Raw genomic sequence first — 23,691 nt, forward strand, 5'->3', positions numbered from 1 at the left:
GGATACGCACCTCCACGACTTGCTCAAAACGTGGCTGTATTGCACCGGCAGCCTATTGCATACGTCTGTTCACGGCTGTATACAGGCATGGATGCAAAGTGATGAGAGGTAACGCATGCGACTTCGGGTTCCGGGACCAACTCCAGTCCCACCACGGGTGCTACGGGCACTGGGCCAGCAGGTGATCTATCACCGCAGCTCGGAGTTCAAGGAGCTCCTCCACGACACGGCGGCCATGTTGCAGCCGCTGTTCGGGACCAGGACGGCCAACCCGATCGTGCTCACGTCGTCCGGGACCGGCGCCCTGGAGGCCGTGCTCGCCAACAGTCTGCGACCTGGCGACCGGGTGCTCACCCTCGACAACGGTCACTGGGGGGCACGCTTCGGCCGCCTCGCCGCCTCGCTCGGCGCGTCCGTTGAAGCTATGTCCTCCTCCTGGGGCGGTGGCGCCGATGCCGAGGCACTGCGTCGGCGTCTGTCGGCTCCGGATGGTGGAGAGTTCGTCGCCGTCCTGGTGGCACACAACGACACCTTCACCGGGGCGGTCACGGACCTGGCCGCGATCAGCGACGTCGTACGGGACACCTCGGCCCTGCTGGTCGTTGACGCCGTGTCCAGCCTCGGCTGCCTCCCGATCGAGGTGGACGCCTGGGGTTTGGACCTGGTCGTCTCTGCCTCGCAGAAGGGTCTGATGTGCCCGCCAGGGCTTGCCCTCGTGACTGCCTCGGAGAAGGCCTGGAGGCGCATCGACAAGGTGGATCCACGCGGGGAGTACTTCGACCTGCGCCGAGCGCGCGACATGGCGGCGCAGGGACAGGCGACCTTCACCCCGGCCGTCAACCTCGTCCGCGCCCTGCACGAGGCGCTGAGGATGGTGCACGAGACCGGCCTCACCCAGACCTTCGTTCGACAGGCGCACCTGGGCCGAGCACTGGCGGCTGGCGTCGCCGAACTCGGGCTGTCGCTGTATCCCAACGCCGACGTTGCGTCCCCCTGCGTCAGCGTGCTCCGCGCGCCAGAGGGAGTCGACGCCGCCAAGATCGTCGCCACGATGCGCGACCGTTATGGCACGCAGATCGCCGGCGCTCGCCGTTCTCGGCTCGACGGAACCGTCATCCGGATCGGGACCATGGGCTACTGCCGACCCGACGATATCCGCCTGGACGTCTGGCAGCTCGCCGGCGCCGTACAGGAGCAGGGGCACGTGGTGGACGTAGCCACAGCCATCGCCGCCACGGAGCGCGAGCTCGAGGAGGTCGCAGCATGAGCGGAACGCCGGGATTTCGCATCACCTCAGAGTGGACCCGACCCAACCCCACCACCGTCGCCGCCTTCGCCGACGTGCCGTCGCCCAACATCGGCGACGCCATGAACCGGCTCGGCGTGGTCGATCCGCGCATCCAGGCCGTCTGGCCAGGCGCACGATGCGCCGGGTCGGCCCTGCCGGTTTGGACCCGGGCCGGCGACAACCTGATGATCCATAAGGCGATCGACATGGCCGAGCCAGGTGACGTGATCGTCGTCAACGGCCAAGGAGACCTCACCCGTGCCCTGTTCGGAGAACTGATGGCGCACAGCGCCGCCGCGCTCGGCGTGGGTGGCCTGGTCTTCGACGGATCCGTCCGCGACGTCGCGTCCCTGGCGGAGCTGCGGCTGCCCGTGTTCGCCTGCGGCGTGAGCCCTGCCGGCCCCTTCAAGCAGGGGCCTGGCGAGATCGGGCGACCGGTCGCCATCGGCGGCGTGGTCTGCGCTCCGGGCGACCTCGTCGTGGCCGACGCCGACGGCGTGGTCATCGTCCCCCACGAGGACGTCGACGCCGTGCTCGCCGAAGCACAGGCGATCCAGCAACGGGAGGCCAAACGCCTTCAGGAGATCCGGGGCGGCTCACCCCGACGAGCCGGCATCGACGAGGAACTGATCCGGCGCGGCGTACTCGGGAAGGCATCGTGACCGCGAGTCCCGCCCTAGCGTCAGTCCTGGCAAGCCTGTCCGCCGGCAAGGTCTACGACCTCGCCCAGACCCTGCAGACCGGGATGGCCTGCTCACCCAACCACCCCGGCTTCCGCATGGCGCTGCAACGCCGCCACGGTGACCAGAACCGCGCCGACGGCACCTCCTCGGCCAGCGAACTCATCATTACCGGTGGGCACGTCGGCACCCACATCGACGCGCTCTCCCACTTCTCTGACGCGGGATGCCTGCACGGAGGAGTCGATGCGGCAGCCGCCCAGCAGACCGGACGGTTCACCAAGCACGGCGCCGAAACCATCCCACCGTTCCTGCACCGAGGTGTGTTGCTGGACGTCGCGGCAACTGCCGGCGTCGAAGTCCTCGCCCCCGGAGTATCGGTCGACACCGCCACTTTGCAGACCACGGCCGCCGCTGCCGGCGTCGAGGTACGCGCCGGCGACGTTGTGCTTGTCCGCACCGGCTGGTCCCGCCACTTCGCCGACGCGCAACGGTTCCTCGGCCTCCACGACGGCGTACCCGGCATCACGACCGACGCGGCTGCCTGGCTCGCCGACACCGGTGTGGTGGCCGTTGGCGGCGACACGACATCGGTTGAACAGATCCCCGCCGGGCAGGGGCATTCGCTGTTGCCCGTGCACCGGTTGCTCCTCGTCGAACGCGGCATCTACCTCATCGAGATGCTCGACCTCGAAAAGCTCGCGGCCGACAACATCGCGGAGTTCCTGTTCGTCGCGATTCCGCTGAAGATCCTCGGCGGCACGGGATCGCCCCTGCGTCCGCTGGCGGTGACGGCACAATGACCTCCCACGACAAACCGATCGCGCACCTGCTCGCCCGCTTTGCCGCGGACCATCGCGCCAACCCCATGCTGGTGGAGCGGTTCGGCGAAGACATCCACGGCCGGATCGTCGACGTTCTCGGTAACTCCCTCGCGGCCACCACCACAGCCGTGTTCCCGGTGACCTCGACCGTCGTGCGCACCTGGGGCGGCGCCCCACACGCCACCGCGATCGGGCTCAACCAGCGTGTGCCGACCGCCTCCGCGACTTTCCACAACGGAACCCTCGCCCACGCCCTCGATTTCGACGACACCCACCTGCCGTCGGTCCTACACCCTAGCGCCTCGGTCATTCCGGCGGTGATTGCCACCGCCGAAGCCGTGGACGCCTCTTACGACGCCCTCGTGGCGGCCGCGACGGTCGGGATCGAGATCACCAACCGGCTCGGCATGGCAGGCTACGACGACGCACTCGGCAACTCCGTCTTCTTCGAACGCGGCCTGCACGCGACCTCGATCTGCGGCACCCTCGGATCCGCCGTCGCGGTGGCGATGCTGCTCGGAGGCGACCAGGACGTCATCGGGCACGCGATCGGGCTCGCGGCGAGCATGGGCGCCGGCCTGCTGGAGGCCAACCGCACCGGCGGCACGGTGAAAAAAATCCACTGTGGATGGGCCGCCCACGCAGGCACGGTGGCGGCCGAACTGGCCGTTGCCGGGCTCACCGGCCCGCCCACCGTGCTCGAGGGACGGTTCGGGTTCCTGCAGGCTCACTGCGGTGACCGGGTCGACCTCGCCGCCCTGACCGACGACCTGGGGACCAGCTGGACGCTGGGCGACGTCGGCTTCAAGCCGTACCCCTGCAACATCTACACGCACCCGGTGATCGATGCCGCGCTCATGCTCCGCGAGCGCGGCATCACCGCCGACCAACTCGACTGGGTCGAGGCCGGAGTCGCCAAGCCCACGTTGCGGACCATCGCCGAACCGCCGGAGAAGAAGGCCAATCCGACCACCGGCTACGAGGCCCAGTTCAGCGGGCCCTACGCCTTCGCGGCCGCGATGCTCGGGGGCGGTGGGCTCGGGGTGGGCCTGCAGGACTTTACCGACGCCGCCGCGGTCGAGCCACAGCGGCGGGCGCTCGCGGGACGTGTACGCATGGTCGAATCGGACACCGCCACCGCCGCCTTCCCCCGAAGGATCTCCTGCGTCCTGCGCTACGGCACCCAGCAGGGCCAGGAGGGGGAGATCGCAATCCCAGTCAACCGCGGTTTCGGCGCTCGCACGCTCACCGCCGACGAGCACCTCATGAAGTTCCGCTCCAACGCCTCGACCGCACTGCCTGCGCCGCAGGTGGAGGCACTCGAAAAGGCGCTCCAGCGGCTCCCACAGACGTCGATGACCGACCTCATGTCGGGCCTTCGACAGCTTGCCCCCAGTCACGGGTCACCGGACAGAAAAGGTTACTGATGCCCAACCAACGTCCCAAACGTACGTACTCCATCGCCACCGCGACCCTGGCCAGCGCGGCCCTGCTCCTCGGGGCGGCCGCCTGCGGATCGACCGACCAAACGACCGACGCAAGCTCCACCGGTACCCCCGGTCCAGTGAGCACCCTGCTGCCCGAGAGCGTTCAGGAGGCGGGAACCCTGACCATCGCCACGGACGCCCAACTTCCGCCCAACAACTTCGTCGGCCCGGACGGCAAGACCATCATCGGCGTGAGCGTCGACATGGGCAACGCGGTCGCCAAGGCACTCGGCGTGAAGGCGACGTTCGTCAACACGAAGTTCGCCTCCCTTATCACGGGCCTGCAGGCCGGCCGCTACGACATCGCGATGTCCGGCATCACCGACACCGCCGAACGGCAGAAGCAGGTCGACTTCGTCGACTTCATCGAGTCGGGTCAGGTCTTCATCGTCCCGAAGGGAAACCCCGGCAAGGTCGACTCCCAGGACGCCATGTGCGGAAAGACCCTCAGCCTGGTCACCGGCACCATCTCCGTGGACCTCGCCGAGGCCCAGTCGGCCAAGTGCGTCCAGGCGGGCCAGGAGCAGGTCACGATCCTGAAGTTCCCGACGGTCGCCGACGCCCTTCTGCAGCTGACGAACGGACGGGCTGACGCCAACATCGCCAACCTCGGGAAGGCCGCCTACCAGTCGAAGGAGTCCGGCGGGAAGCTTGAAGTCGCCGGGAAGCCGTTCGCGACCTCATACGACGCGGTCGCGGTGAAAAAGGGCGACAAAGAGATGATCGCCGCGCTGCAGTACGGCTTCGACAAGATCATTAAGGACGGCACCTACCAGAAGATCCTGGAGAAGTGGGACGTCCAGGACAGCGCCGTGGACAAGGTCGTCGTCAACGGCGGCGACTCGCTGGAGGGGAGCACCAGCTGACCATGGCTCCCCAGAATGAGATCCGCGCCAAACCGGTCCCGCGGCCCGGACTGTGGGCGCTGACGGTGGTCGCAGTGCTGGTCGCGGCGTTCCTCGTCTGGACGTTCGCTTCCAGTCCCAACGTGCACTGGGACGTCATCGCGAATTACCAGTTCTCCGACGCCATCCTGCAGGGCCTGCTGGTGACGCTGAAGCTGGCGGTGATCTGCGAGATCACCGGTCTGCTGCTTGGAATCGGACTCGCCGTGATGCGGCTGTCGAGCAGCCGGGTGCTGTCCTGGCTGAGTGGAATCTACGTCTGGGTCTTTCGCAGCGTCCCCCTGCTCGTGCAGCTCGTCCTCTGGTTCAACCTCGGGCTGCTGTTCCCAAACATCGGCATCCCAGGTACGTCGTTCGTCGTCGAGACCAACGACGTCATCACCGGATTCGTCGCCGCGCTCCTGGGCCTGACGCTGCACGAGGCCGCCTACAACGCCGAAATCGTCCGCGGCGGCATCGCCGCTGTCGACCGCGGCCAGGTGGAGGCCGCGCAGGCCCTCGGTATGAACCGAGCGCTCCTGCTACGCCGGGTGGTGCTTCCCCAGGCACTTCGAGTGATCGTGCCGCCCGCCGGCAACCAGTTCATCTCCTTGCTCAAGAACACCTCGCTCGTGGCGTTCATCGCCGGGGGAGACCTGCTCTCGACCGCGCAGAACATCTACTCCGGAAACTTCGAGATCATCGCCCTGCTCATCGTCGCCAGCCTGTGGTACCTCCTGCTGGTCTCGATCACCTCATTCCTGCAGGGCCGCCTGGAACGGCACATCGGGCGGTCTTCGGCGCAGTCGAGCAAGCCACGGCGGGACGAACCCGCGCCGGCTGCGGTGGCCGGTGCCTGAACAGTGGAGACGACATTGACGACCGAAATCGCATCATCGAGCCTGTCGGGCCCGATGGTCCGCGCCGAGGGCGTACGCAAGTCCTTCGGCCGGGTCGAGGTTCTTAAGGGGATCTCCCTCGAGGTAGCCCGAGGCGAGGTCACGTGCGTGATCGGACCGTCCGGCTCGGGGAAGTCCACGTTCCTGCGCTGCATCAACCACCTGGAGAAGATCCAGGCCGGCCGCATCTGGATCGACGGCGATCTCATCGGCTACCGCCAGGTCGGCGAGAACCTCCACGAACTGCGTGACCGGGAGGTGTGCCGGCAGCGTGCCGAGGTGGGGATGGTCTTCCAGCAGTGGAACCTCTTCCCCCACCTGACCGTTCTCGGCAACTGCCTGGAGGCCGCCGTACGGGTCAAGAAGGACTCGCGGCAGTTGGCGACCGAGCGGGCTCAGCGGCTGTTGGAGCGGGTTGGTCTCGCCCACAAGGCGGACAGCTACCCGAGCCAACTCTCCGGCGGCCAGCAGCAGCGCGTTGCCATCGCCCGCGCCCTGATGATGGAGCCCAAGCTGATGCTCTTCGACGAACCGACCAGTGCGCTGGACCCGGAACTCGTCGGCGAGGTCCTGGACGTGATGAAGTCGCTGGCGGCAGAGGGCATGACCATGGTCGTCGTCACCCACGAGATGAGCTTCGCCCGGGAGGTCGCCGACACGGTCGTGTTCATGGACGAGGGAGTCGTTGTCGAGTACGGCGACCCGCAGCAAGTTCTGGCCCGACCGCAAAATGGCCGCACGCAGTCGTTCCTTTCAAAGGTGCTATAAACGGGGATGGTATCGCGCATCGTGATGGAGATCGGCTCTCCTGCAGAGCTGGATTTATGGCTCCCGTCGAGCAATGAAGGCAGAGATGTGGGAGGGACGAAGGGGTGACCAACGGTTCGAGAGAGTTGGCCGCCGACGTCTACGCGACGCTGCGGGACGACATCATCAGCGGCGAACTCGAAGCCGGGGCGCCGCTGGTCGTGACGACGGTCGCGACGCGCATGGGCGTCAGCCGGACACCAGTTCGGGAGGCCCTGCGCCTGCTTACCAGTGACGGCCTCGTCGAGTCATCAGAGCGGCAACTCCGCGTTGCCGGCCGCAGTGCCCAGGCACTCTTCGACATCTACGAGGTACGTATTCCGCTGGAGGCCGCGGCCGCCCGTGGGGCCGCGGAGCGGCACACCAGCTTCGACCGGATGCAGCTCATCCGACTGCACGAGATCCTGCGAGAGGTTCCGCCCGACGACGTGGCCGCGCTGAACGCCGCGAACCGGAAGTTCCACGAAGCCATCTGGGCGGCCACGCACAACAGCGCACTGATCGACTTCCTGAAGCGCCTCGACCTCTACCTCCGCCGTTATCCGGCGACGGCGCTTCACCACGCCGGGAGATACCAGGACTCCCGCGACGAGCACGAGGCGCTGTTGGAGGCGATCCTGGCTCGCGATGTCGAAGTAGCGGGCGAACGCGCCAACGTCCACTTCACGGCGGCTCGCGACGTTCGGCTGCGCTTCTACGACTCTGCCGACCCCGTGTCCCGGGGAAACACCCAGTCCTGACCCTTCACCCCGCCCGGCTGAGGAACCAGCGTTCCTCGGCCGGGCGCTCTGTTGTTCGCGGTCGCGCCGCTTCCGCCAGGGACGCGGAATCTCTGTCGCTCGGGGGATGGCGAGCCCCCACAGATAAGGAGTCTGTCTACGCCAAATCGGATACCTTCGGCGTCGTAACGAGACCACCGCGAATGGTTGACGATCATTGCGGTTCGGTTCCGGGTGAGGCGATGACCGTGATGGCGGAGGGAATGCGATGTCGATCAGTCACCGACCACCCGGCTTTAGAGAAGGAGGCGGTGCCTCCAAGGCCGGCAGGACCGCAGGCGGCGGTGAGCAGCTGGCCGCCGACCCGGCCACCGGCCAGCGTCGAGTGCTGACCTCGCTGCCCGACCGTGCACTGGTGATCCTCCCCGGCGACTAAGGGACGTCTCGTAACCCCGATGTCTGTCCGTTGAGGATGATCGGTCAGGATGCCTGGGTGCAGGTGATCACCGCAGCCCACCCTGAGTGGATCTTTCCGTTCACCGGGCTGCAGCCCGCCCAGTTCCGCCGGCTGGTCCGTCTGGTAGCCGAGCGTGGCGGTGGTGCGATCGCTGATGGCCGGCCGGGCCGGCAGTGGGCCTTGGACCTGCCGGATCGGGTGTTGCTGGTGGCGGCGTACTGGCGCACGAACCTGACGATGCGCCAGATCGGGCCGCTGTTCGGGGTGTCGCACTCGGCTGCGCACCGGGTCATCGACGCCCTCGGCCCGCTGCTCGCACTGGCGCCGGTGCGCCGGCGGCCGCTCGAGCAGATCGCCATCGTCGACGGCACTCTGATCCCCACCCGCGACCACCGCCTGGCCACCCGGAGCAAAAACTACCGGTACTCGACGAACCTGCAGGTCGCCATCAACGCCAACACCCGCCTGGTCATCGCCGTCGGCGACCCACAGCCCGGCAACCGCAACGACACGATCGTCTACCGCAGCTCAGGGATCGACCAAAAGTTGGACGGGCGGCCCGTGATGGCCGACGGCGGCTACCGCGGCAACCCTGAGGTGATCATCCCGTACCGCAAGCCCGCCGACGGCAGTGACCTGCCGGACTGGAAGCAAGCCCTGAACGTCGAACACCGGACCGTTCGAGCCGGGGTCGAACATGCCTTGGCCAGGATGAAGTGCTTCAAGATCCTGCGCGACTACTGCCGCGCCGCCCATACATTGGCCGACGCCGCTTGCGGCATCGCCAACCTCCACAACATCATCCTCGCTGGCTGACCGCCGGGCCCGTGCCGGCAACGCCTTCACCCAGTTACGAGACGTCCCTTAGTCGTGGGTGCCCCACGGTACCCGGACACAGTGAAGGGCCCTCAGAAACGTTCTGAGGGCCCCTACACGGGTGGGCTAGCCGAGTTGCGGATACCCCGGCCCCTTGCGCGCCTGGCTCAGTGCTCGCCGATGGTTGTGGTGGTGGGAATTGGGCTGGTTGTGGTCTAGGCGGTTGGTGGCGGGGGACCAGTCAAAACTGTGAAAGGCCCGTTGTCAATGATGGGATACTCGGATTCGCCTGCCTCCAGACAGTCCGTGCTAAGGCCCGGGGCGGGCCCGCGGCCGGTGCAGACCTTCTCGTTCATGTCCACGAAGAGGGTGCTGGTGTGAGTGCCGGGGCCAAGCGGATGAAAGACAGGAGACACGGGTACGACGAAGGGCAGCCCGCCGGTTCCCGGCGGCTGCACCACATCAACGGGAACCATCCCGGATTGCAAGATTTCCGGGCCCGCCGTGACGGACTGCTCTTGGGCGGTCCCGGCGTCGATCACATAGCGGGCGCTCTTAAAGTTGGTGACGAAAGCATCCCGTTCGGTCGGCGTCGCCGTGATCCAGGGCGGGACGGCCCGGACCCACTGGTCCCCGACCAGCGCCGTGCGGCAGCCAGGCCCTCCGGGGGGGTCAGCTATATCGTCGGTCGCGGGCGCAGGAGGGCCGATGATCCGTTCGCTGACGCCGTAGCGCTGGTTTAGATCCCGCCATTCCTCGCTCCCTCCGAGGAAAATGGGGCTGGTGCACTGGTGGTTGCGGGGTGGCCCTGCCTCCGCGACGCCGGTCATAAGACCCACGCTTAACCCCAGCGTCGTCAGGATTGCCCCCGCTTTTGCGGACCGTGAGACAGCAGTAGTCATGGTTTGACCCCCTGTAGCTCGTACGTTGTTTCCCTGTGGTCGTGCGCCTCGGCTGGCGCGTGAGTACCGGGGGGGACCTGGCTCACCCCTGCGCCGCCCGGTTTAGGTGTCTTTGCCCGAAGCTAGCCTGCTGCCGCCGTCCCGCCGGGCGTTTCGGGCGCCTTCACCCCCTCGAGTCCGGCTCAGCACTCTCGGGTCAGCCTGGCGAGGCTACTTTCGGTTTCCACACAGCACAGTTGAAGATGGCACCCCGCGCTCACCACGGGCTCATATCACGCTCACAGCCGGCGCATGGTCGGCTCATCGATTCAGGGCGGGCCGACCAGGGCTCGCTAGTCATCGCGCACGGAGTGTGGCGAGAAGCCCCCAGGGAGGGCCAGGACCGGCTGGCATGTGAGAAGCGGGTCTGCATGCGGCAGCGCGGTGGGACCGTTCCGGTCGGTGGTGGACATGGTGCCGTGACCGTGGACATGCGCTCGGGTCCGACGGCGGGGCTTCCTGGGTCGCAGCCAAGGTCCTCATCTCGACTAGGCCGGGGCCTGGAGCGTGGAGTCAGCGGCGTCCGTCGGGGCACAGGTAGTGGTACCAGTCGATCGACAGGTCGACGGTGTCGATGCCCAGCAGAATCGCGGTCCTGCAGGCGCCGAAGGGGCCTCGTACAGCGCGACGTACCGATCTTCGGCGTTGCGCGGTCGAGTCGCAGAACGATGTCATCGCGCATACGCAGACCCTAATCGCGCGTCACGCGACACCGCTTAGCCAAGGCCGGGATGCGCTAATTTGCTGCTGACAGTGCGCGCAGGCGCCATCCGCACATGCAGGGACCTCGGGGGAGGCTGGAGTTGCTCCGTGCGCTGGAGCGGCCGCGGCCGGCTCGACCAGCCTACTGGCGTATCCGTGGGGGAGCGGGTTGGGCGCTACGGGCGCGCTGGCCCGCGGGGGCGCCTGCGTCGCGGCCGAGTGGAGTGCCGGCGCCGCGTGGTGGCGAGGCGGTCCGTACGGCGTCGGGCTGCCCGAGGGGAGGCCGGTCCAGGCGATCAGTTGTCCCCGGCTCCGAGGCCCGAAACTGGGGAGCAGATTGGGAGCAACCGCCTGCACTGAACGGCGTTGAACAGCGCTCAACGGCACCGAATCGCACTCAACTGCGCCCACCCTGACCTGCGGGTTCTCGTTTTCGCAGGTCAGGGTGGGTGCGGCGTCCTGTTTCACACAAAGTGCTCCGCGGCTTTGTGCAGTGGTCGAGAGCTATCTATGTCGCCTGGCGGGGGAGTATGTGCAGGTCAAGGCGGTAAGGAGCTGCTGGATGGCCTGGCCTTGCAGTGGGAGCAGATTGGGCGCAGGTTGGCGAAGTGGTCACCGCGCCCGAAGAGCTCACCGAGGCCGGGCAGAACGGAGGTCCCTGACATGCGGTGATACAGGCGAGCGGTCCGGCGTGACCTCCCAGAGGAGACCGAAGTGGTCAGCCGCCCGGCTTGTAGGCGCTGAGCCACGTCAGAAACCAAGGCGTGGGCTGGGGCGCGCCGGCGGTGCAGTCGAACAATAGGTGACTGTCTCTGAGTGAGTCTGTGTGTCAGTCTGGAGTCGTCCTGCTTTCTGGAAGATCAATCTCAGCGGCACGGCCCTGACCGGGGCTTCCTGCTCGGTGACCTCATTGGGGGACCCCGTAGGCGTCAGCTGATGCGAACAGCGGTCTCCGGGCTATGGCTCACGAGACGGTGCCGGCGTCGTGGTGCACACTGTGCTCGCACGTTACGAACGCGACCAGGCCCGGCGAGGTGACCTAAGCCGACGTCAAGACGGGCGGGTCTTTGCCAATGCTGGGTGGTGGTCTGTTCGTACCATCAAGGGCATGCGACGGTAGGAACCGATGTCGGTCGGTGTACAGAGGACGCCGACGAACGATGATGGCCACGACGGCCCGCTGGCAGAGTTCTCCGCCTTGCGGCAGTGTGCGGCAAGGAGTTCGCCGGCCATCCGGGCACGCAGCCGCCCTTTGGTGGTGTGGGCGGCGTTGGGACGGTCCTCGGTGAGCGGTCGGCCGTTGGGGCGGCCGTACATGTAGACGGTTTCCATGCTGAGCAGGCGGGCGCCGGTGGCTTGGGCCGCGGCGAGCACGCCGGCCTGCAGTGGGGGCCGCTGCGCCGTCCATTCGTGGTATGGCGGGTTGAGGGTCTGGTAGAGCAACGGTGGCACCCTGAGCGACGGCGCAGGTGAATGCGGAGTCACGCGCGTCGCCACCGATGACCTCGACGTCGTCGGGTACGCGGGCGTGGCCGGAGCGGTTGACGAGCCGGACGGATTCGCCGCGTCGGCGCAGGGCGTCGTAGGTGGCCAGGCCGATCGCGCCGGTGCCGAAGATGACGTGCCGTGCGGTGGTCATGCCGTCGCCTCGATCGGGGTGCTGGCGGGGCGTGGCCCGACGGCGGTGCGGTACGGCAGCAGCTGGTGCAGCAGGAGCCCGGACAGCGCGGACACGGTCAGGGCGCCGCTGAGGCCGACGGCGGTGAACTGTTCGTCGACGTTGACACCGATGAGGGTGGTCATTGCCCAGCCCAGGGCCCATACGACGGGCATGGCGGCAGCCCAGACCCACCGGGATCGGGTACGGCGGGGTAGGGCGGCGGTTTGCGCGGCGCCGAGCAGCAGGCCGGTTATCGCGCCCATCAGCATCAGGTCGGTGAGGGAGGTGCGGTAGTCGACCGCGGCGGCTCCGAGGAGCAGACCGAGGCCCATCCCGATGGTGGTCGCCGGGATCCACCGGCGCGGGTCGAGACGCCGGCGGCTGAGCATCGCTTGGCCGGTGCCGATGATCAACCCGACGACCGCGCCACCGGTGAGTGCCGACATTGGGCTGTCGACCCGGCCGGCCACGGCGGTACCCGCCAGGCCGGCGAGGGGGAACACCAGTGTTCCTGCGGTCCAGATCAGCCAGGTGCGCAGGAACGACGGTGGGGATGTTTCGGAGCGGGTCATGGTGCTCAGCTCCTCGGGCCGATCGTGATTGGCCGGCGTGGGGTGGAGGTGCGTGCCAAGGGGGCGTCGCTGGTGTCCGGGATCGGGTTGGAGATCGGTCGGCGTAGGAGCGTCACGCCGAGGGCGGCGATCCACAGCCCCCAGCTGGTGCTGCCGAGCAGCCCGGCCAGGTCCCAGACGGGGAAGCCCGGGACGGCGGTGGCGAGGATGTCGCCCTGGTTGAGCAGGTAGATCGTGCTGACGGCGAGGCCGGTGATGCCGAGCCAGCGTGGCAGTACCCGGCTGCGCAGGATGGTCATGCTGAGGGTGACCGACCAGCCGATGATGAGCAGTTGGCCGAGGTGTTCGCCGAGCGGCGCGCCGCCGAACTGGTGTTGGGCGGTCCAGGCGGCGTCCACCGCGGCCTGGGTGGTGGCGTCGCCGGTGACGTAGGCGTGGGCCAGCGGCGGGACGGCGAAGACCCAGCGCAGGAACCCGACCAGCGAGAGCACCACCGAGGTGGCGCCGAGGTAGGTGGCCGCCCGCAGCACCGGGTCGTCGCGCCGGCGGAGTACAGCAGGCAGCAACAGGATCGGCACGGCCAGGATCGCGTACGTCCATGCGGTCGCGAACCAGGTCCACACCAGGCTGGTGCCGCCGGCGGCGAAGGCCGGCAGGACCACACTGCCGGGCTCCCGCAGGATGTGCGGCCAGTCGAACGTCGAGGACAACACCGTCGCGGCGGCGGCGAACGCGACGGCCCCTGTCAGGAGTAGCCCGCCGGTCGCTCGGCGGAGGCCCGTTCCGGTAGCTGTCATCTCGGTCCGATCTGCTCGCCGATCGCGCTGGACACTGTACAAATAGTGTACGCTGTGAAGAGTGACAGGAGGGATCATGGAAGCATCGGTCAAACGCCGTCCTCGCGGTCCGCGGCGGGCGTTCACCGAGGACGAGATCCTCGACGCCGCGTTGACCCTGCTCGACGAGGGCGGCCCGAACGCCGCGACCCTGCGAGGCATCGCCGCCAAGGTGGACGTGTCCCCCAATGCGGTGTACACCTACTTCCCCGACAAGGCCGCCGTGTTCAAAGCGCTGGTCGAGCGCCTGCTCGGCCAGGTCGACCACGGCGTCTTCGCCGACCGTGGCGAACCGTGGCGGCAACGGGTGGAATCCCTCGCACTGGAACTGCGAGCCCGACTGACCGCCCACCCCGGCGCGGTCGGCCTCGTGATCGGCGGGCCGATGGACGGGCCGCAGGCTCGGGCCCTCAACGAACGGCTCCTCGAACTCCTCGCCGACGCCGGACTGACCACCTTCGACGCCGCACGGGCGGCTCACCTGCTGCTCGTCTACGTGTTCGGATCCATCGCCCTCGAGGTCGCCGACCACGGGCAGGCCGGACCCCTGCCCCCAGAAGCGGAACGAACGGACAGCCGGCACCGCGCGTCTGCCGCCGCAGAGCCCGACCGGTTTCCCCGTTCCGCTGCCGCAGCGGACGTGATGGCCGGATACGTCTCCACCCAGCAATACATCTGGGGACTGCACCGCATGCTCGACGGCATCACCGCGAGCGCGGTCGGCAACCCGGAACGTTCACCCTCATCCACGGCCGAGGACACTACGGGGCACTGAGTTCGGCCACGCGCCGAAGGAGCACGAACCATGAAGCTGATCCGCGGCAGGCCGATGGCCGGCCGCACAGTGCTGATCACCGGTGGCAGCGCAGGCATCGGCAAGGCGACCGCCCTGGGCCTGGCCACCATGGGCGCCCACGTCGCTGTCACCGGACGGGACCGCGATCGCGCCAACGCCGCGGCCGCCGAGATCCGGGCAGCCGGCGGCGGGCGGGTCGACGTGTTCGTCGCGGACCTGTCGTCCCAGGCGGAGGTACGACGGCTTGCCGACCAGGTCCTTCACGCCCTCACCAGAATCGACGTGCTGGTCAACAACGTCGGGGGGTACTGGAACACCCGGCACGTGACGGCCGACGGGCTCGAGCACACGTTCGCCCTCAACCACCTCGCGCCGTTCCTGCTCACGACGCTGCTCCTCGACCAGTTGAAGCACAGTGCGCCGGCTCGCGTGGTCACGGTCTCGTCCAACGCGCACGCCATGGGGCGCATCGACTTCGACGACCTCCAGGGCGAACGGTCCTACTCCGGCGCACACGCCTACAACCAGTCCAAACTGGCGAACGTCCTGTTCACCTACGAGCTCGCCAGGCGGATGCCGGCCGCCTCGATCACCGCCAACGCGCTGCACCCCGGCGTGGTCAGCACCTCGTTCGGAGCCGACGACCCGGCCGTTGTACAGCGCCTGCTCGTGCCGTTCCTGCGGCCCTTCATGAAGACCCCGAACCGGGGTGCCGCCACCTCGATCCACGTAGCCTCCGCTCCCGATCTCGCGCAGGTGACGGGTCGCTTCTTCGCCCACAGCAGACCCAGGAAATCGTCCGAGCGCAGCTACGACCGGGCCGTCGCGACACGGCTCTGGCAGGTGAGCGCCGACCTGGTCGCCGCGGATTCGCCGGTGGTCTGACGCTCCGGCAGCCGGAGTGGCACAACATGCTCTCCACAGCGCGGGGTCTGCACCCGGCGCTGACAGGCCCCGAACGGGCAAGCCAACAGCAAAGAGGTCACGATGAGGACCGACAGGCGGAACCCAGCGGTACATGCATCGACCGTGACACCAGCGGCCGACACGGTGACGGCGATGGTGCGGGACGAGTACGGCGAGGCCGAGGACGTCCTGCGACTCGAACAGATCGACCGGCCCGAGATCGCCGACGGCCAGGTTCTGGTTCGCGTCCATGCGGCGGGGCTGGATCGGGGTGTCTGGCACGCCATGGCCGGCCTGCCCTACCCGATCCGGCTGGCGGGTTACGGCCTGCGCACGCCCAACAACCGGGTCCCGGGTACCGACGTCGCCGGACGCGTCGAGTCGGTCGGCGCGACCGTGACCGGGCTGCGGGTCGGGGACGAGGTGTTCGGCGTCGCCCGGGGCTCGTTCGCGCAGTACGCCTGCGCCGCAGCGGACAAGCTCGTACTCAAGCCGAAGCGGCTCACCTTCGAGCAGGCGGCGGCCATTCCCGTCTCCGCCTGCACGGCCCTGCAGGGCGTTCGTGACCACGGCCGGGTCCGATCCGGACAGCACGTCTTGGTAATCGGCGCGTCGGGCGGCGTCGGCACGTTCACCGTGCAAATCGCCAAGGCGTTCGGAGCCGAGGTCACCGGCGTGTGCAGCACCTCCAAGCTCGACCTGGTCCGGTCCATCGGCGCCGACCACGTCGTCGACTACACGCGCGGCGACGTCACCGACGGGCGGCAACGCTACGACGTCATCCTCGACATCGGAGGCAACCGCTCACTGACGCGGTTGCGGCAGGCCCTGACGCCCAGGGGAACGCTGGTCATCATGGGCGGCGAGACAGACGGCCGATGGCTGGGCGGCAGCGACCGGCAGCTACGGGCGATGGCCGTTTCCCCGTTCGTCGGCCAGAAGCTCGGGACGTTCGTGGCCACGCAGAGCGCACCGGACCTGACCGCCCTCGCCGAACTCGTCGAGGCCGGCAAGGTGACACCCGTCATCGACCGGACCTACCCGCTCGGCGACCTCGCCGCAGCCATCCGCTACCTGCAGCAGGGCCGCGCCAGGGGCAAAGTCGTCATCCGGGTCTGAGGCAAGCGGCGAAGGTCGCGACGTTCGTGCTCGCTCGATCAAGGGAACGATAAGCAGGAAGATCTGACATGAGAAACGATCTTGCCAACCTCTCACCGCGCACAGCGGTGGGAATCGACGTCTCACCGCGCCTCGCCGGAAGAATCGCCGGATGGGGAATCCTGGCGATGGCTCTCATCGCGCCGTTCGCCGAGTTCTACGTCCGTCAGCGCCTCGTGGTGCCGGGAGACGCAGGCGCCACGGCCACGAACATCACTGCCCACGAAGCCCTGTTCCGCCTCGGCATCGTCGCCTTCCTCGTGGTGATCATCCTCGACGTGGTGGTGGCGTGGGGGCTGTACGTCCTGCTCAAGCCGGTCAGCAGAAGCGTCTCCGTCCTCATGGCCTGGTCCCGGCTCGTGTTCGCCGTGATCTTCGCGGTCGCCGTCGTCAACCTCCTCAGTGCCGTCCACCTCGTCACCGATCCGACCTACCGGGCCGCCTTCGAACCCACCCAGCTGAACGCGCAGATGATGGCGTCCCTCAATGCCTTCAGCGCCGGCTGGGCCGTCGCACTGGTGTTCTTCGGCATCCACCTGATCCTGGTCGGATATCTCGCGCTGAAGTCCGGCTACGTGCCGAAGCTGGTGGGCATCCTGCTGGTCATCGCAGGTCTGGGCTACGCCGCGGACAGCTCCATCGTCTTCCTGGTGCCCGAATATGTCGCCACAGCGGCCCTGTTCACGTTCGTCGGCGAACTCGTGCTCGCCCTCTGGCTGGTGATCAGAGGCAAGACGATTCCGGACACGACCGACACCCGGACCAGCCGACCGAGCGGTCACCGCGAGACCGGCACGAGCGGAGGCGTCAAGGACCCGGTGACCGCTCGGGCCTGACACGGGTTCTCCTGCGGTCACGGCTGCTGGCAGCAGACGCTGCGGCCACCAGCCGGCCGCCGGATTGGCCGGCGGCAAGCAGGCCCACACCTACAAGGCGCACACCAGAAGGCAATCCATCAACCGCTTGGGCCCGCCGGGCTCCCCACCTGCAGGCCAGCGTTAGAGAGGTAGACCATCATGACTGTAGCGACCGCTTATCCAGTACGCGTGGACGCACACCTCGACCCGCACCTGTCCCGCTGGCTGTGGCTCGTCAAATGGGTCCTGGTCATCCCGCACGTCATCGTGCTGTTCTTCCTGTGGATCGCGTTCACCGCGCTGTCCATCGTCGCGTTCTTCGCGATCCTGTTCACCGCCCGGTATCCGCGACCGATCTTCGAGTTCAACGTCGGCGTCCTGCGCTGGACCTGGCGCGTCAACTACTACGCGTACAGCGCCCTCGGCACCGACCAGTACCCGCCCTTCACCCTGGCCGAGGTCCCCGACAACCCCGCGCAACTGCACGTGCCCTACCCCGACCACCTGTCGCGCGGGCTCGTCCTGGTGAAATGGTGGCTGCTCGCACTGCCGCACCTGCTGATCGTCGGCATCCTCATCGGCGGCGGCGCCTCCCTCGCCAGCAGCTCCGACACCCGCAGCTACACCTGGACCGCCGCCGGCCTCATCGGGCTCCTGGTCCTCATCGCCGCCGTCACCCTGGCCTTCACCGGCCGCTACCCCCGCGGCCTCTACGACCTCATCCTCGGCCTGAACCGCTGGGTACTGCGGGTCGCCGCGTACACCTCACTCATGACGGACGCCTACCCACCGTTCCGACTGGACTCCGGCGGCACAGACCCGGCAACCGCGGTCATCACACCGGCCAGGTAGCCGATCCGACGACATCGCCGCCATGTGGGCTCGGCGCGGCTGAATCACCGTCCAAACGAAGGGAGCGTCATGTCACGAAGGATGATCGCGGTCACCGTGGGCATTCTGTTTTTCATCCAGATGGCCACCGCCATCGTCGGCACTTCACTGATCCAGGCATTTGAGGACGGGAACACCGACCGAGGGCCGCTGACAGTCGGCGTTCTGTTCATGATGTGTTCCGGCATTGCCGTCGTCGGCATCGGCCTGCTGATGTACCAGGTCTTGGAGCCCGTCAATCAACAACTGGCTCTCTGGTACCCGGGACTCAGAATTGTCGAGTTCGCCGTCTCCACCGCATGCGGCGTATACCTGCTGGCCCAACTTCAGGTAGTCCCGAACCACCTCTTGTGGGTCTATATACCGACCGGCATCGGCGGAGTGATCCTTACCTACCTCCTCTATGTGTCACAGCTGGTCCCTCGACCCATCGCAATACTCGGCCTCATAGGGTATGCATCGCTTCTCTTGGGAGTACCGCTCGACCTGCTCGGCGTCCTCGACATGAACGCGGGGCCAGGGCTCGCATTACTTGCTCCCGGCGGACTGTTCGAGTTCGTGTTCCTGCCTATTTGGTTGATCGCGAAGGGATTCAAGTCACCACCGACCGCGAAGGAATTCAAGCCACCAGCGTTGGCGACAGCGAGCTGACACCCGTGGAGTCACGTGATCTCAACCCCGACCGCGGGCTCATGCTGATCATGTCCGGCGAGAAGGACCACACCGTCCCACCGACCGTCTCCAACGCCATCCAGGACAAGCAGCAACGCAACTCTGGCATGACCGAGTTCGTCGAGATGCCCAACGGGGGACACTCTCTGACCGTCGACTACGGCTGGGCGCGAGGTCACCGACACTGCACTCACGTTCGTCAAGCGCTTCCCGTGGGCGACCGCGGCCCTGGGGCGTTGCTCGCGGTGACCGCTGCCCAGGGACGTTCCGCACGGCGGAGAACGCCAAAGTCACCGCACGATCTACGAAGGAGACCGATATGTCCACCACCGCCATTCGACCCCCACCGGCCACAGCTGTTCCGATGACCTCGCTGAGGAAGACCGCGCTCGTCGCGGGCGCGTTCTACCTGCTCAGCTTTGTGTCGATCCCGACCCTTTCTCTGTACGCTCCGATTCGCGATGCGAGCTACATCGTCGGTCCCAACCCGGGCACCGGCGTTATCTGGGGCGGTGTCCTGGAAATGATCGTGGCCCTTGCCGGCATCGGCACCGCGGTCGCGCTGTACCCCGTGGTCAAGAAGCAGAACCAAAGCCTCGCTTTGGGCTTCGTCGGCACGCGAGTCCTGGAAGCCGCCACCATCATCTCCGGCGTCGTGATCGTGATGACGATCGTGAGCTTAGGGCAGGCGGGCGCCGGACCAGATGCAGTGGTCACCGGCAACGCGCTGATCGCCATGCACAACTGGACGTTCCTGCTCGGACAGGGCTTCATTCCCGCCGTCAATGCCCTGCTGCTGGGCTCCCTGCTGTACCAGTCCCGCCTTGTCCCGCGGATCCTTCCGCTGGTCGGCTTCATCGGAGCGCCTCTGCTCGTCACTTCCGTCATCGCTACGCTGTTCGGCTTCTGGACCCAGGTGTCCACGCGGTCGGCGCTGCTGACCATCCCGATCGCTCTGTGGGAGTTCTCGCTGGGCGTCTACCTGATCGTCAAGGGCTTCAAACCCTCACCCATCACCGCCGCGATGGCCCCTCTCAGCACGCCCACCGACCGCCAGGTCGTCCCGGTCTGACCGTCGCCAACCCGGCCGGGCGCACCAACGCCCGGCCGCGGCAGGTTCGGTCGGCATCACTCCACCCGTACGCGAGCGTTCCATCGACGCCGGTCCCCGTTGTCGTGGCGGCGAGTACCATGGGGCGGCGCCGCAGACCCGGCTCAGTGGCCGCCGCTGTGCTGGTGGCCGGACTCCGCACATACATGGATGCGTTCACCCGGTCGGCCAAAGATGCTCAGGACCTCCGCCGAGCCCTCGCCGGTGCTGCCGAACCAGTGCGGCAGCTGAGTGTCGAACTCGGCCGCCTCGCCCACGCCGAGGACGAAATCTCGGTCGCCGAGGATCAGCCGCATCCGGCCCGAAAGCATATACAGCCATTCATAGCCGTCGTGAATTCGCGGGTTCGGTGTCGACTGACTGGCCGGAATGACAATCTTCCATGCTTGGACGCCGTTCGGTTGCTGGGTGAGCGGGAGCACCGTGCGACCGTGCACCCGTCGCGGCTTGAGCCGGATCCGGGGGTCGCCCACCTCCGGGGCGCCGACGAGGTCGTCCAGCGGCACCCGGTAGGCCTGGGCGAGGGGGAGGAGCAGTTCGAGGCTGGGGCGGCGTTGGCCGTTTTCGAGCCGGGACAGGGTGCTCTTGGAGATGCCGGTGCGCTCCGACAGATCGGTCAGGGTGACACCACGCTGGGCGCGGATCCGCTTCAGCCGCGGCCCCACCAGGTCAAGCGCGGCAGCGATCCGCGATGGGTCGTCCACCTGCTCATCCCACGCCGGTTTCCCGGAAATAGCAACAAACGTTGTCGCCGTCCCCGCAGGCGCCCACGCTGATGACATGAGCGAGTACGACGTAGTGATCATCGGCGGCGGCGCTGCCGGACTGTCAGCGGCCCTGGTCCTCGCCCGTGCCCGGCGCCGCGTTGCGGTAGTCGACGCCGGCGCACCACGCAACGCTCCGGCCACCCACATGCACGGTTTCCTCTCCCGCGACGGCCTCCCCCCGCACGACCTTCTCGCCACCGGGCGCAAGGAGGTGCAAGGTTACGGTGGCCACCTGATCGGCGGCCAGGTCACCGGTATCGACCCCGATACGGGTGCGGGCTTTCACGTTCGCTTGGCCGACGGCCCCACGTTGAGCACCCGCCGCATCCTGATCACCACCGGCCTGCGTGACGAACTCCCGGACATCCCCGGTGTGCGTGAGCGCTGGGGACGGGATCTGCTGCACTGCCCCTACTGCCACGGGTACGAGGTGCGCGACCAGCCGGTCGCCGTGCTGGGCGGAACGCCGGACGCCGTCGCACACGCCCAACTCGTCCGACAGTGGTCGGCCGACATTGTCCTCTTCCCGCACACCGACACCCTGACGGTCGACCAGCGCCACCAGCTGGCGGCCCGGGCCATCGGCGTCGTGGACGGTCACGTGCGCCGGCTCGTCGTGGGCGACGACCGGTTGAGCGGTGTCGAACTCGAAGACGGTCGCCTCATCCGCCGCGCCGCGGTGTTTGTCCGACCGCGCTTCGTCCCCAACAACGACCTGCTCCTGGCGATGGGCTGTGCCGTGGATGACCGCGGATGGGTCGTGATCGACGCTGCCGGCCGCACCACAGTCTCCGGTGTCTGGGTGGCCGGCAATGTGACCAACCCGCGGGCTCAGGTCATCACCGCCGCCGGTGAGGGTTCCGCTGCTGCCATCGCGATCAATGCGGACCTGGTCACCGACGACATCCGCGATGCGGTCCAGAACCATCCGAGCACCATCCAGCCCTGACGTCATTCCTAAAAGGAGTTCCGACGATGTCCCCTGAGCGGACGACCCCGCAGCGCACGCCCGTCCCACCACCGTCGAAGCACCAACTGGCGGTCATGATTTGGCTGGCCGTCTTCCCCACCCTGGTCGCCCTCAACCTGGTCCTCGGCGGCTCGTTGGACGGACTACCTGCCGTCGCGAGGACCTTCGTCCTCGTCACGATCGCAGTCCCGATCGTCATCTACGGCCTCATGCCCCAGCTCCACCGACTCCGCGCACGTCTCGTCACCGGCCGCGCCCAGTCATCCCGCTCGTAAGGCACCGGCTGCTGCTCAGCAGCGAGGGTCCCGTCGACCCCGGCCAGTCCCGGCAGCCATTCCCGTCAGGTCTCGAACACTAACCAGGAGCCATCATGCTGCACATACGGAAACCACCACTGACCACGTCGCCGACGCCGGAACGGCCCGAGGCGCGCGGTGCACGCGCCCCGGCGCAGCTCGCCCTCTGGCAGCTGAACCTGCTTCGCGTGGGCTACTTCGTCATGGGGGTAGGCCTCGCAGTAGTCAAGTGGCCACTGCTCTTCGCTGACAAGCCGTGGGGGCTGATGGACGGCACCACCGAATGCCTGCTCGTGGCGATGTCGATCCTGGCACTGATCGGCCTCCGGTACCCCCAGCGCATGCTTCCCGTCCTGCTGTTCGAAGTCGCATGGAAGCTGCTCTGGCTCGGCATCGTCGCCCTACCGCTGTGGCTGGACAACCAGCTCGAAGGCGCCACCCGCAAGCAGGCCGCGGCGGTCCTCTGGGTCGGGATCATCATCGCCGTCATCCCCTGGCGCCATGTGCTGACCCAGTACGTGCTGGCGCCCGGGGAGCCATGGCGTCGGAGTCGGTAGGAACCTCTAGTGCCGTGACCACAAACGTTGGCCGGGATGGGCGAGATTCCGATACCGGGTCCGCTCTGCGGACCCAGTATCGGAACAGGGCCCCGGCAAGTTGACGTCTTGGCCGTGTTGGGTGCGGTTCGTGTGAGGCTGTCCCGACCAGCGATGGTTCTTTGACATACAGGCACGGCACCAGTAGATCGCGAAGTATCTGACGCTTCGTAATCTGCAAGGGGTGCCGTGCCTGCCCTGACATCATCACCTACTACCACCACGCTGGGAAAGACCGGCCCGGCCGGTGTGGAACCGGCCCGCCTGATCAGCCTCGCGGAGGCGTTCGCCGCGGTGCCCGACCCGCGCTCGCCCCGCGGCCGTTGGCATCCGCTGGTGGCGGTCTTGCTGATCGCGGCGTTTGCGGTGACCTGCGACGCTGACGGTTTCACCGCGGTGTGGCAGTGGGCCGACGACGCCCCGCAGCCGGTCCTGGCCCGGCTGGGCGTGCGGGTCTGCCCGCTGACCGGGTTGGGTAAGCCGCCCTCGGAACGCACGATCCGCCGCACGGTCGCCCGCGTTGATGCGCAGGCCCTCGAGGATGCCGCCGGCGGGTTCGTCGCCTGCCGGCTGCGAGCTTTCGGCCTGGGCTCGGCCGCCCGAACGCCGGCACGCGAGCGGGAGGCCCGCCGCGCCCAACGCGCCGTCGCCGATGACCGCACCCGCCCACACCGGCAGCGACAACGCCGCCGGATCGCCTTCGACGGCAAGGTCATGCACGGGGCCAGACGCCCTGACTGCACGCGGGTCACCCTGCAACCACGCTCGGCCAGCAGCGGGCGCACCTCCGCGACGCTGCGCGTGATCGTCGAGCGGTGCACCCCGAACCACGCGGCCACCACGTCATGCGTCAACCCGTGCCGCAGATGCACCAGCGTGGCCATCAGCCGATCCGGGAACCCGAACCGGTACCTCGCGCCGGCGCCGATGCGGCGACGACGCGCACGGCCGGCGAGCCGGTCACGGTGCCGGGCTTGCCACCGCGGCGCCAGCTCCGCGACCAAGCCCTCAGTCACCTGCCGAGACAGCCCTGTCATCCGACGATCCATCATGATCGCAGCACCAACCATGGCTCGATCATCGATACTCAAGGATTCGC

24 protein-coding genes and 2 pseudogenes are annotated in these 23,691 nt (G+C 67.7%); 21 read left to right on the top strand and 5 right to left on the bottom strand.

From position 1 onward, the window contains the following. Positions 1–115: 115 nt before the first annotated feature. From BUS84_RS02535 to BUS84_RS02575, 10 genes are all read left to right on the top strand, one after another. On the top strand, positions 116–1,267 hold the full coding sequence (locus tag BUS84_RS02535) for a pyridoxal-phosphate-dependent aminotransferase family protein (RefSeq protein ID WP_074308416.1): 1,152 nt from the start codon (positions 116–118) through the stop codon (positions 1,265–1,267). Next, positions 1,264–1,950, top strand: coding sequence for an RraA family protein (locus BUS84_RS02540; RefSeq protein ID WP_074308418.1), 687 nt, complete (start codon positions 1,264–1,266; stop codon positions 1,948–1,950). Before BUS84_RS02535 ends, BUS84_RS02540 begins: the two co-directional genes overlap by 4 nt. After that, positions 1,947–2,771 (top strand): cyclase family protein, encoded by an 825-nt coding sequence (locus tag BUS84_RS02545; protein WP_074308420.1) that lies wholly within the window; start codon positions 1,947–1,949, stop codon positions 2,769–2,771. The genes BUS84_RS02540 and BUS84_RS02545 overlap by 4 nt, the downstream gene beginning before the upstream one ends. After that, positions 2,768–4,219 carry an MmgE/PrpD family protein gene (locus BUS84_RS02550; protein WP_074308422.1) on the top strand — a complete coding sequence of 484 codons (1,452 nt, stop codon included), beginning with the start codon at positions 2,768–2,770 and terminating at the stop codon, positions 4,217–4,219. Before BUS84_RS02545 ends, BUS84_RS02550 begins: the two co-directional genes overlap by 4 nt. Continuing rightward, positions 4,219–5,145 carry an ABC transporter substrate-binding protein gene (locus BUS84_RS02555; RefSeq protein WP_074308424.1) on the top strand — a complete coding sequence of 309 codons (927 nt, stop codon included), beginning with the start codon at positions 4,219–4,221 and terminating at the stop codon, positions 5,143–5,145. Before BUS84_RS02550 ends, BUS84_RS02555 begins: the two co-directional genes overlap by 1 nt. A gap of 74 nt (positions 5,146–5,219) precedes the next feature. After that, a complete protein-coding gene (locus tag BUS84_RS02560; protein WP_159450960.1) occupies positions 5,220–6,023 on the top strand; it encodes an amino acid ABC transporter permease in 804 nt (267 codons plus the stop codon). A 54-nt stretch (positions 6,024–6,077) separates the two neighbouring features. After that, positions 6,078–6,830 (top strand): amino acid ABC transporter ATP-binding protein, encoded by a 753-nt coding sequence (locus BUS84_RS02565; RefSeq protein ID WP_074308430.1) that lies wholly within the window; start codon positions 6,078–6,080, stop codon positions 6,828–6,830. A 104-nt stretch (positions 6,831–6,934) separates the two neighbouring features. Continuing rightward, the gene (locus BUS84_RS02570; protein WP_084757082.1) at positions 6,935–7,609 is read left to right on the top strand and encodes a GntR family transcriptional regulator; all 675 of its coding nucleotides are present in this window, start codon (positions 6,935–6,937) and stop codon (positions 7,607–7,609) included. Between the two features lie 247 nt (positions 7,610–7,856). After that, positions 7,857–8,024 (top strand): hypothetical protein, encoded by a 168-nt coding sequence (locus BUS84_RS38075; protein ID WP_159450961.1) that lies wholly within the window; start codon positions 7,857–7,859, stop codon positions 8,022–8,024. 57 nt (positions 8,025–8,081) lie between these two features. Beyond that, complete coding sequence (locus BUS84_RS02575; protein ID WP_084757412.1) at positions 8,082–8,861, top strand: transposase family protein; 780 nt, start codon at positions 8,082–8,084, stop codon at positions 8,859–8,861. A gap of 2,693 nt (positions 8,862–11,554) precedes the next feature. Here the strand turns inward: BUS84_RS02575 and BUS84_RS37140 are convergent. The 3 genes from BUS84_RS37140 to BUS84_RS02590 all read right to left on the bottom strand — a co-directional run bounded on the left by BUS84_RS37140 (position 11,555) and on the right by BUS84_RS02590 (position 13,533). After that, the gene (locus BUS84_RS37140) at positions 11,555–11,947 is read right to left on the bottom strand and encodes a Rossmann-fold NAD(P)-binding domain-containing protein (protein ID WP_143728172.1); all 393 of its coding nucleotides are present in this window, start codon (positions 11,945–11,947) and stop codon (positions 11,555–11,557) included. Between the two features lie 192 nt (positions 11,948–12,139). Then, on the bottom strand, positions 12,140–12,736 hold the full coding sequence (locus BUS84_RS02585) for a hypothetical protein (RefSeq protein ID WP_074308435.1): 597 nt from the start codon (positions 12,734–12,736) through the stop codon (positions 12,140–12,142). 5 nt (positions 12,737–12,741) lie between these two features. Beyond that, on the bottom strand, positions 12,742–13,533 hold the full coding sequence (locus BUS84_RS02590; RefSeq protein WP_074308437.1) for a DUF4386 domain-containing protein: 792 nt from the start codon (positions 13,531–13,533) through the stop codon (positions 12,742–12,744). A 76-nt stretch (positions 13,534–13,609) separates the two neighbouring features. Here BUS84_RS02590 and BUS84_RS02595 point away from each other — a divergent pair, with 76 nt between their 5' ends. The 7 genes from BUS84_RS02595 (at position 13,610) to BUS84_RS02625 (ending at position 19,924) form a co-directional block, all read left to right on the top strand. Then, positions 13,610–14,347: a TetR/AcrR family transcriptional regulator gene (locus BUS84_RS02595; protein WP_074308439.1), complete on the top strand. Its 738-nt coding sequence runs from the start codon at positions 13,610–13,612 to the stop codon at positions 14,345–14,347. Between the two features lie 30 nt (positions 14,348–14,377). Next, positions 14,378–15,253 carry an SDR family oxidoreductase gene (locus tag BUS84_RS02600; protein WP_208869499.1) on the top strand — a complete coding sequence of 292 codons (876 nt, stop codon included), beginning with the start codon at positions 14,378–14,380 and terminating at the stop codon, positions 15,251–15,253. A gap of 174 nt (positions 15,254–15,427) precedes the next feature. Further along, positions 15,428–16,393, top strand: coding sequence for an NAD(P)-dependent alcohol dehydrogenase (locus tag BUS84_RS02605; protein WP_074308441.1), 966 nt, complete (start codon positions 15,428–15,430; stop codon positions 16,391–16,393). Positions 16,394–16,461: 68 nt separating this feature from the next. Continuing rightward, positions 16,462–17,268 carry a DUF4386 domain-containing protein gene (locus tag BUS84_RS02610; protein WP_084757086.1) on the top strand — a complete coding sequence of 269 codons (807 nt, stop codon included), beginning with the start codon at positions 16,462–16,464 and terminating at the stop codon, positions 17,266–17,268. 210 nt (positions 17,269–17,478) lie between these two features. After that, positions 17,479–18,141, top strand: coding sequence for a DUF4389 domain-containing protein (locus tag BUS84_RS02615; RefSeq protein ID WP_074308445.1), 663 nt, complete (start codon positions 17,479–17,481; stop codon positions 18,139–18,141). Between the two features lie 81 nt (positions 18,142–18,222). Further along, positions 18,223–18,831 (top strand): DUF4386 domain-containing protein, encoded by a 609-nt coding sequence (locus tag BUS84_RS02620; RefSeq protein ID WP_074308446.1) that lies wholly within the window; start codon positions 18,223–18,225, stop codon positions 18,829–18,831. A gap of 340 nt (positions 18,832–19,171) precedes the next feature. Further along, the gene (locus BUS84_RS02625; protein WP_244298339.1) at positions 19,172–19,924 is read left to right on the top strand and encodes a DUF4386 domain-containing protein; all 753 of its coding nucleotides are present in this window, start codon (positions 19,172–19,174) and stop codon (positions 19,922–19,924) included. 143 nt (positions 19,925–20,067) lie between these two features. Here BUS84_RS02625 and BUS84_RS02630 read toward each other — a convergent pair whose 3' ends face one another. Then, positions 20,068–20,667 (bottom strand): helix-turn-helix domain-containing protein, encoded by a 600-nt coding sequence (locus tag BUS84_RS02630; RefSeq protein ID WP_074308450.1) that lies wholly within the window; start codon positions 20,665–20,667, stop codon positions 20,068–20,070. Positions 20,668–20,743: 76 nt separating this feature from the next. Here BUS84_RS02630 and BUS84_RS02635 point away from each other — a divergent pair, with 76 nt between their 5' ends. The 4 genes and pseudogenes from BUS84_RS02635 to BUS84_RS41085 form a co-directional block, all read left to right on the top strand. Further along, positions 20,744–21,679 (top strand): NAD(P)/FAD-dependent oxidoreductase, encoded by a 936-nt coding sequence (locus BUS84_RS02635; RefSeq protein WP_074308452.1) that lies wholly within the window; start codon positions 20,744–20,746, stop codon positions 21,677–21,679. A 26-nt stretch (positions 21,680–21,705) separates the two neighbouring features. Beyond that, entirely contained in the window at positions 21,706–21,975 is a 270-nt protein-coding gene (locus BUS84_RS02640; protein ID WP_074308454.1) for a putative antibiotic biosynthesis monooxygenase, read from the top strand. A 95-nt stretch (positions 21,976–22,070) separates the two neighbouring features. After that, positions 22,071–22,553, top strand: coding sequence for a hypothetical protein (locus BUS84_RS02645; RefSeq protein ID WP_208869666.1), 483 nt, complete (start codon positions 22,071–22,073; stop codon positions 22,551–22,553). A gap of 375 nt (positions 22,554–22,928) precedes the next feature. Beyond that, positions 22,929–23,090 (top strand): annotated as a pseudogene (locus tag BUS84_RS41085) (ISAs1 family transposase); the annotation flags it as partial. 269 nt (positions 23,091–23,359) lie between these two features. On the opposite strand, the pseudogene BUS84_RS40845 reads toward BUS84_RS41085, so the two are convergent. Then, positions 23,360–23,662, bottom strand: a pseudogene (locus tag BUS84_RS40845) (helix-turn-helix domain-containing protein); the annotation flags it as partial. Positions 23,663–23,691: the final 29 nt, after the last annotated feature.

This window comes from Micromonospora cremea (assembly GCF_900143515.1).
GTDB lineage: Bacteria > Actinomycetota > Actinomycetes > Mycobacteriales > Micromonosporaceae > Micromonospora > Micromonospora cremea.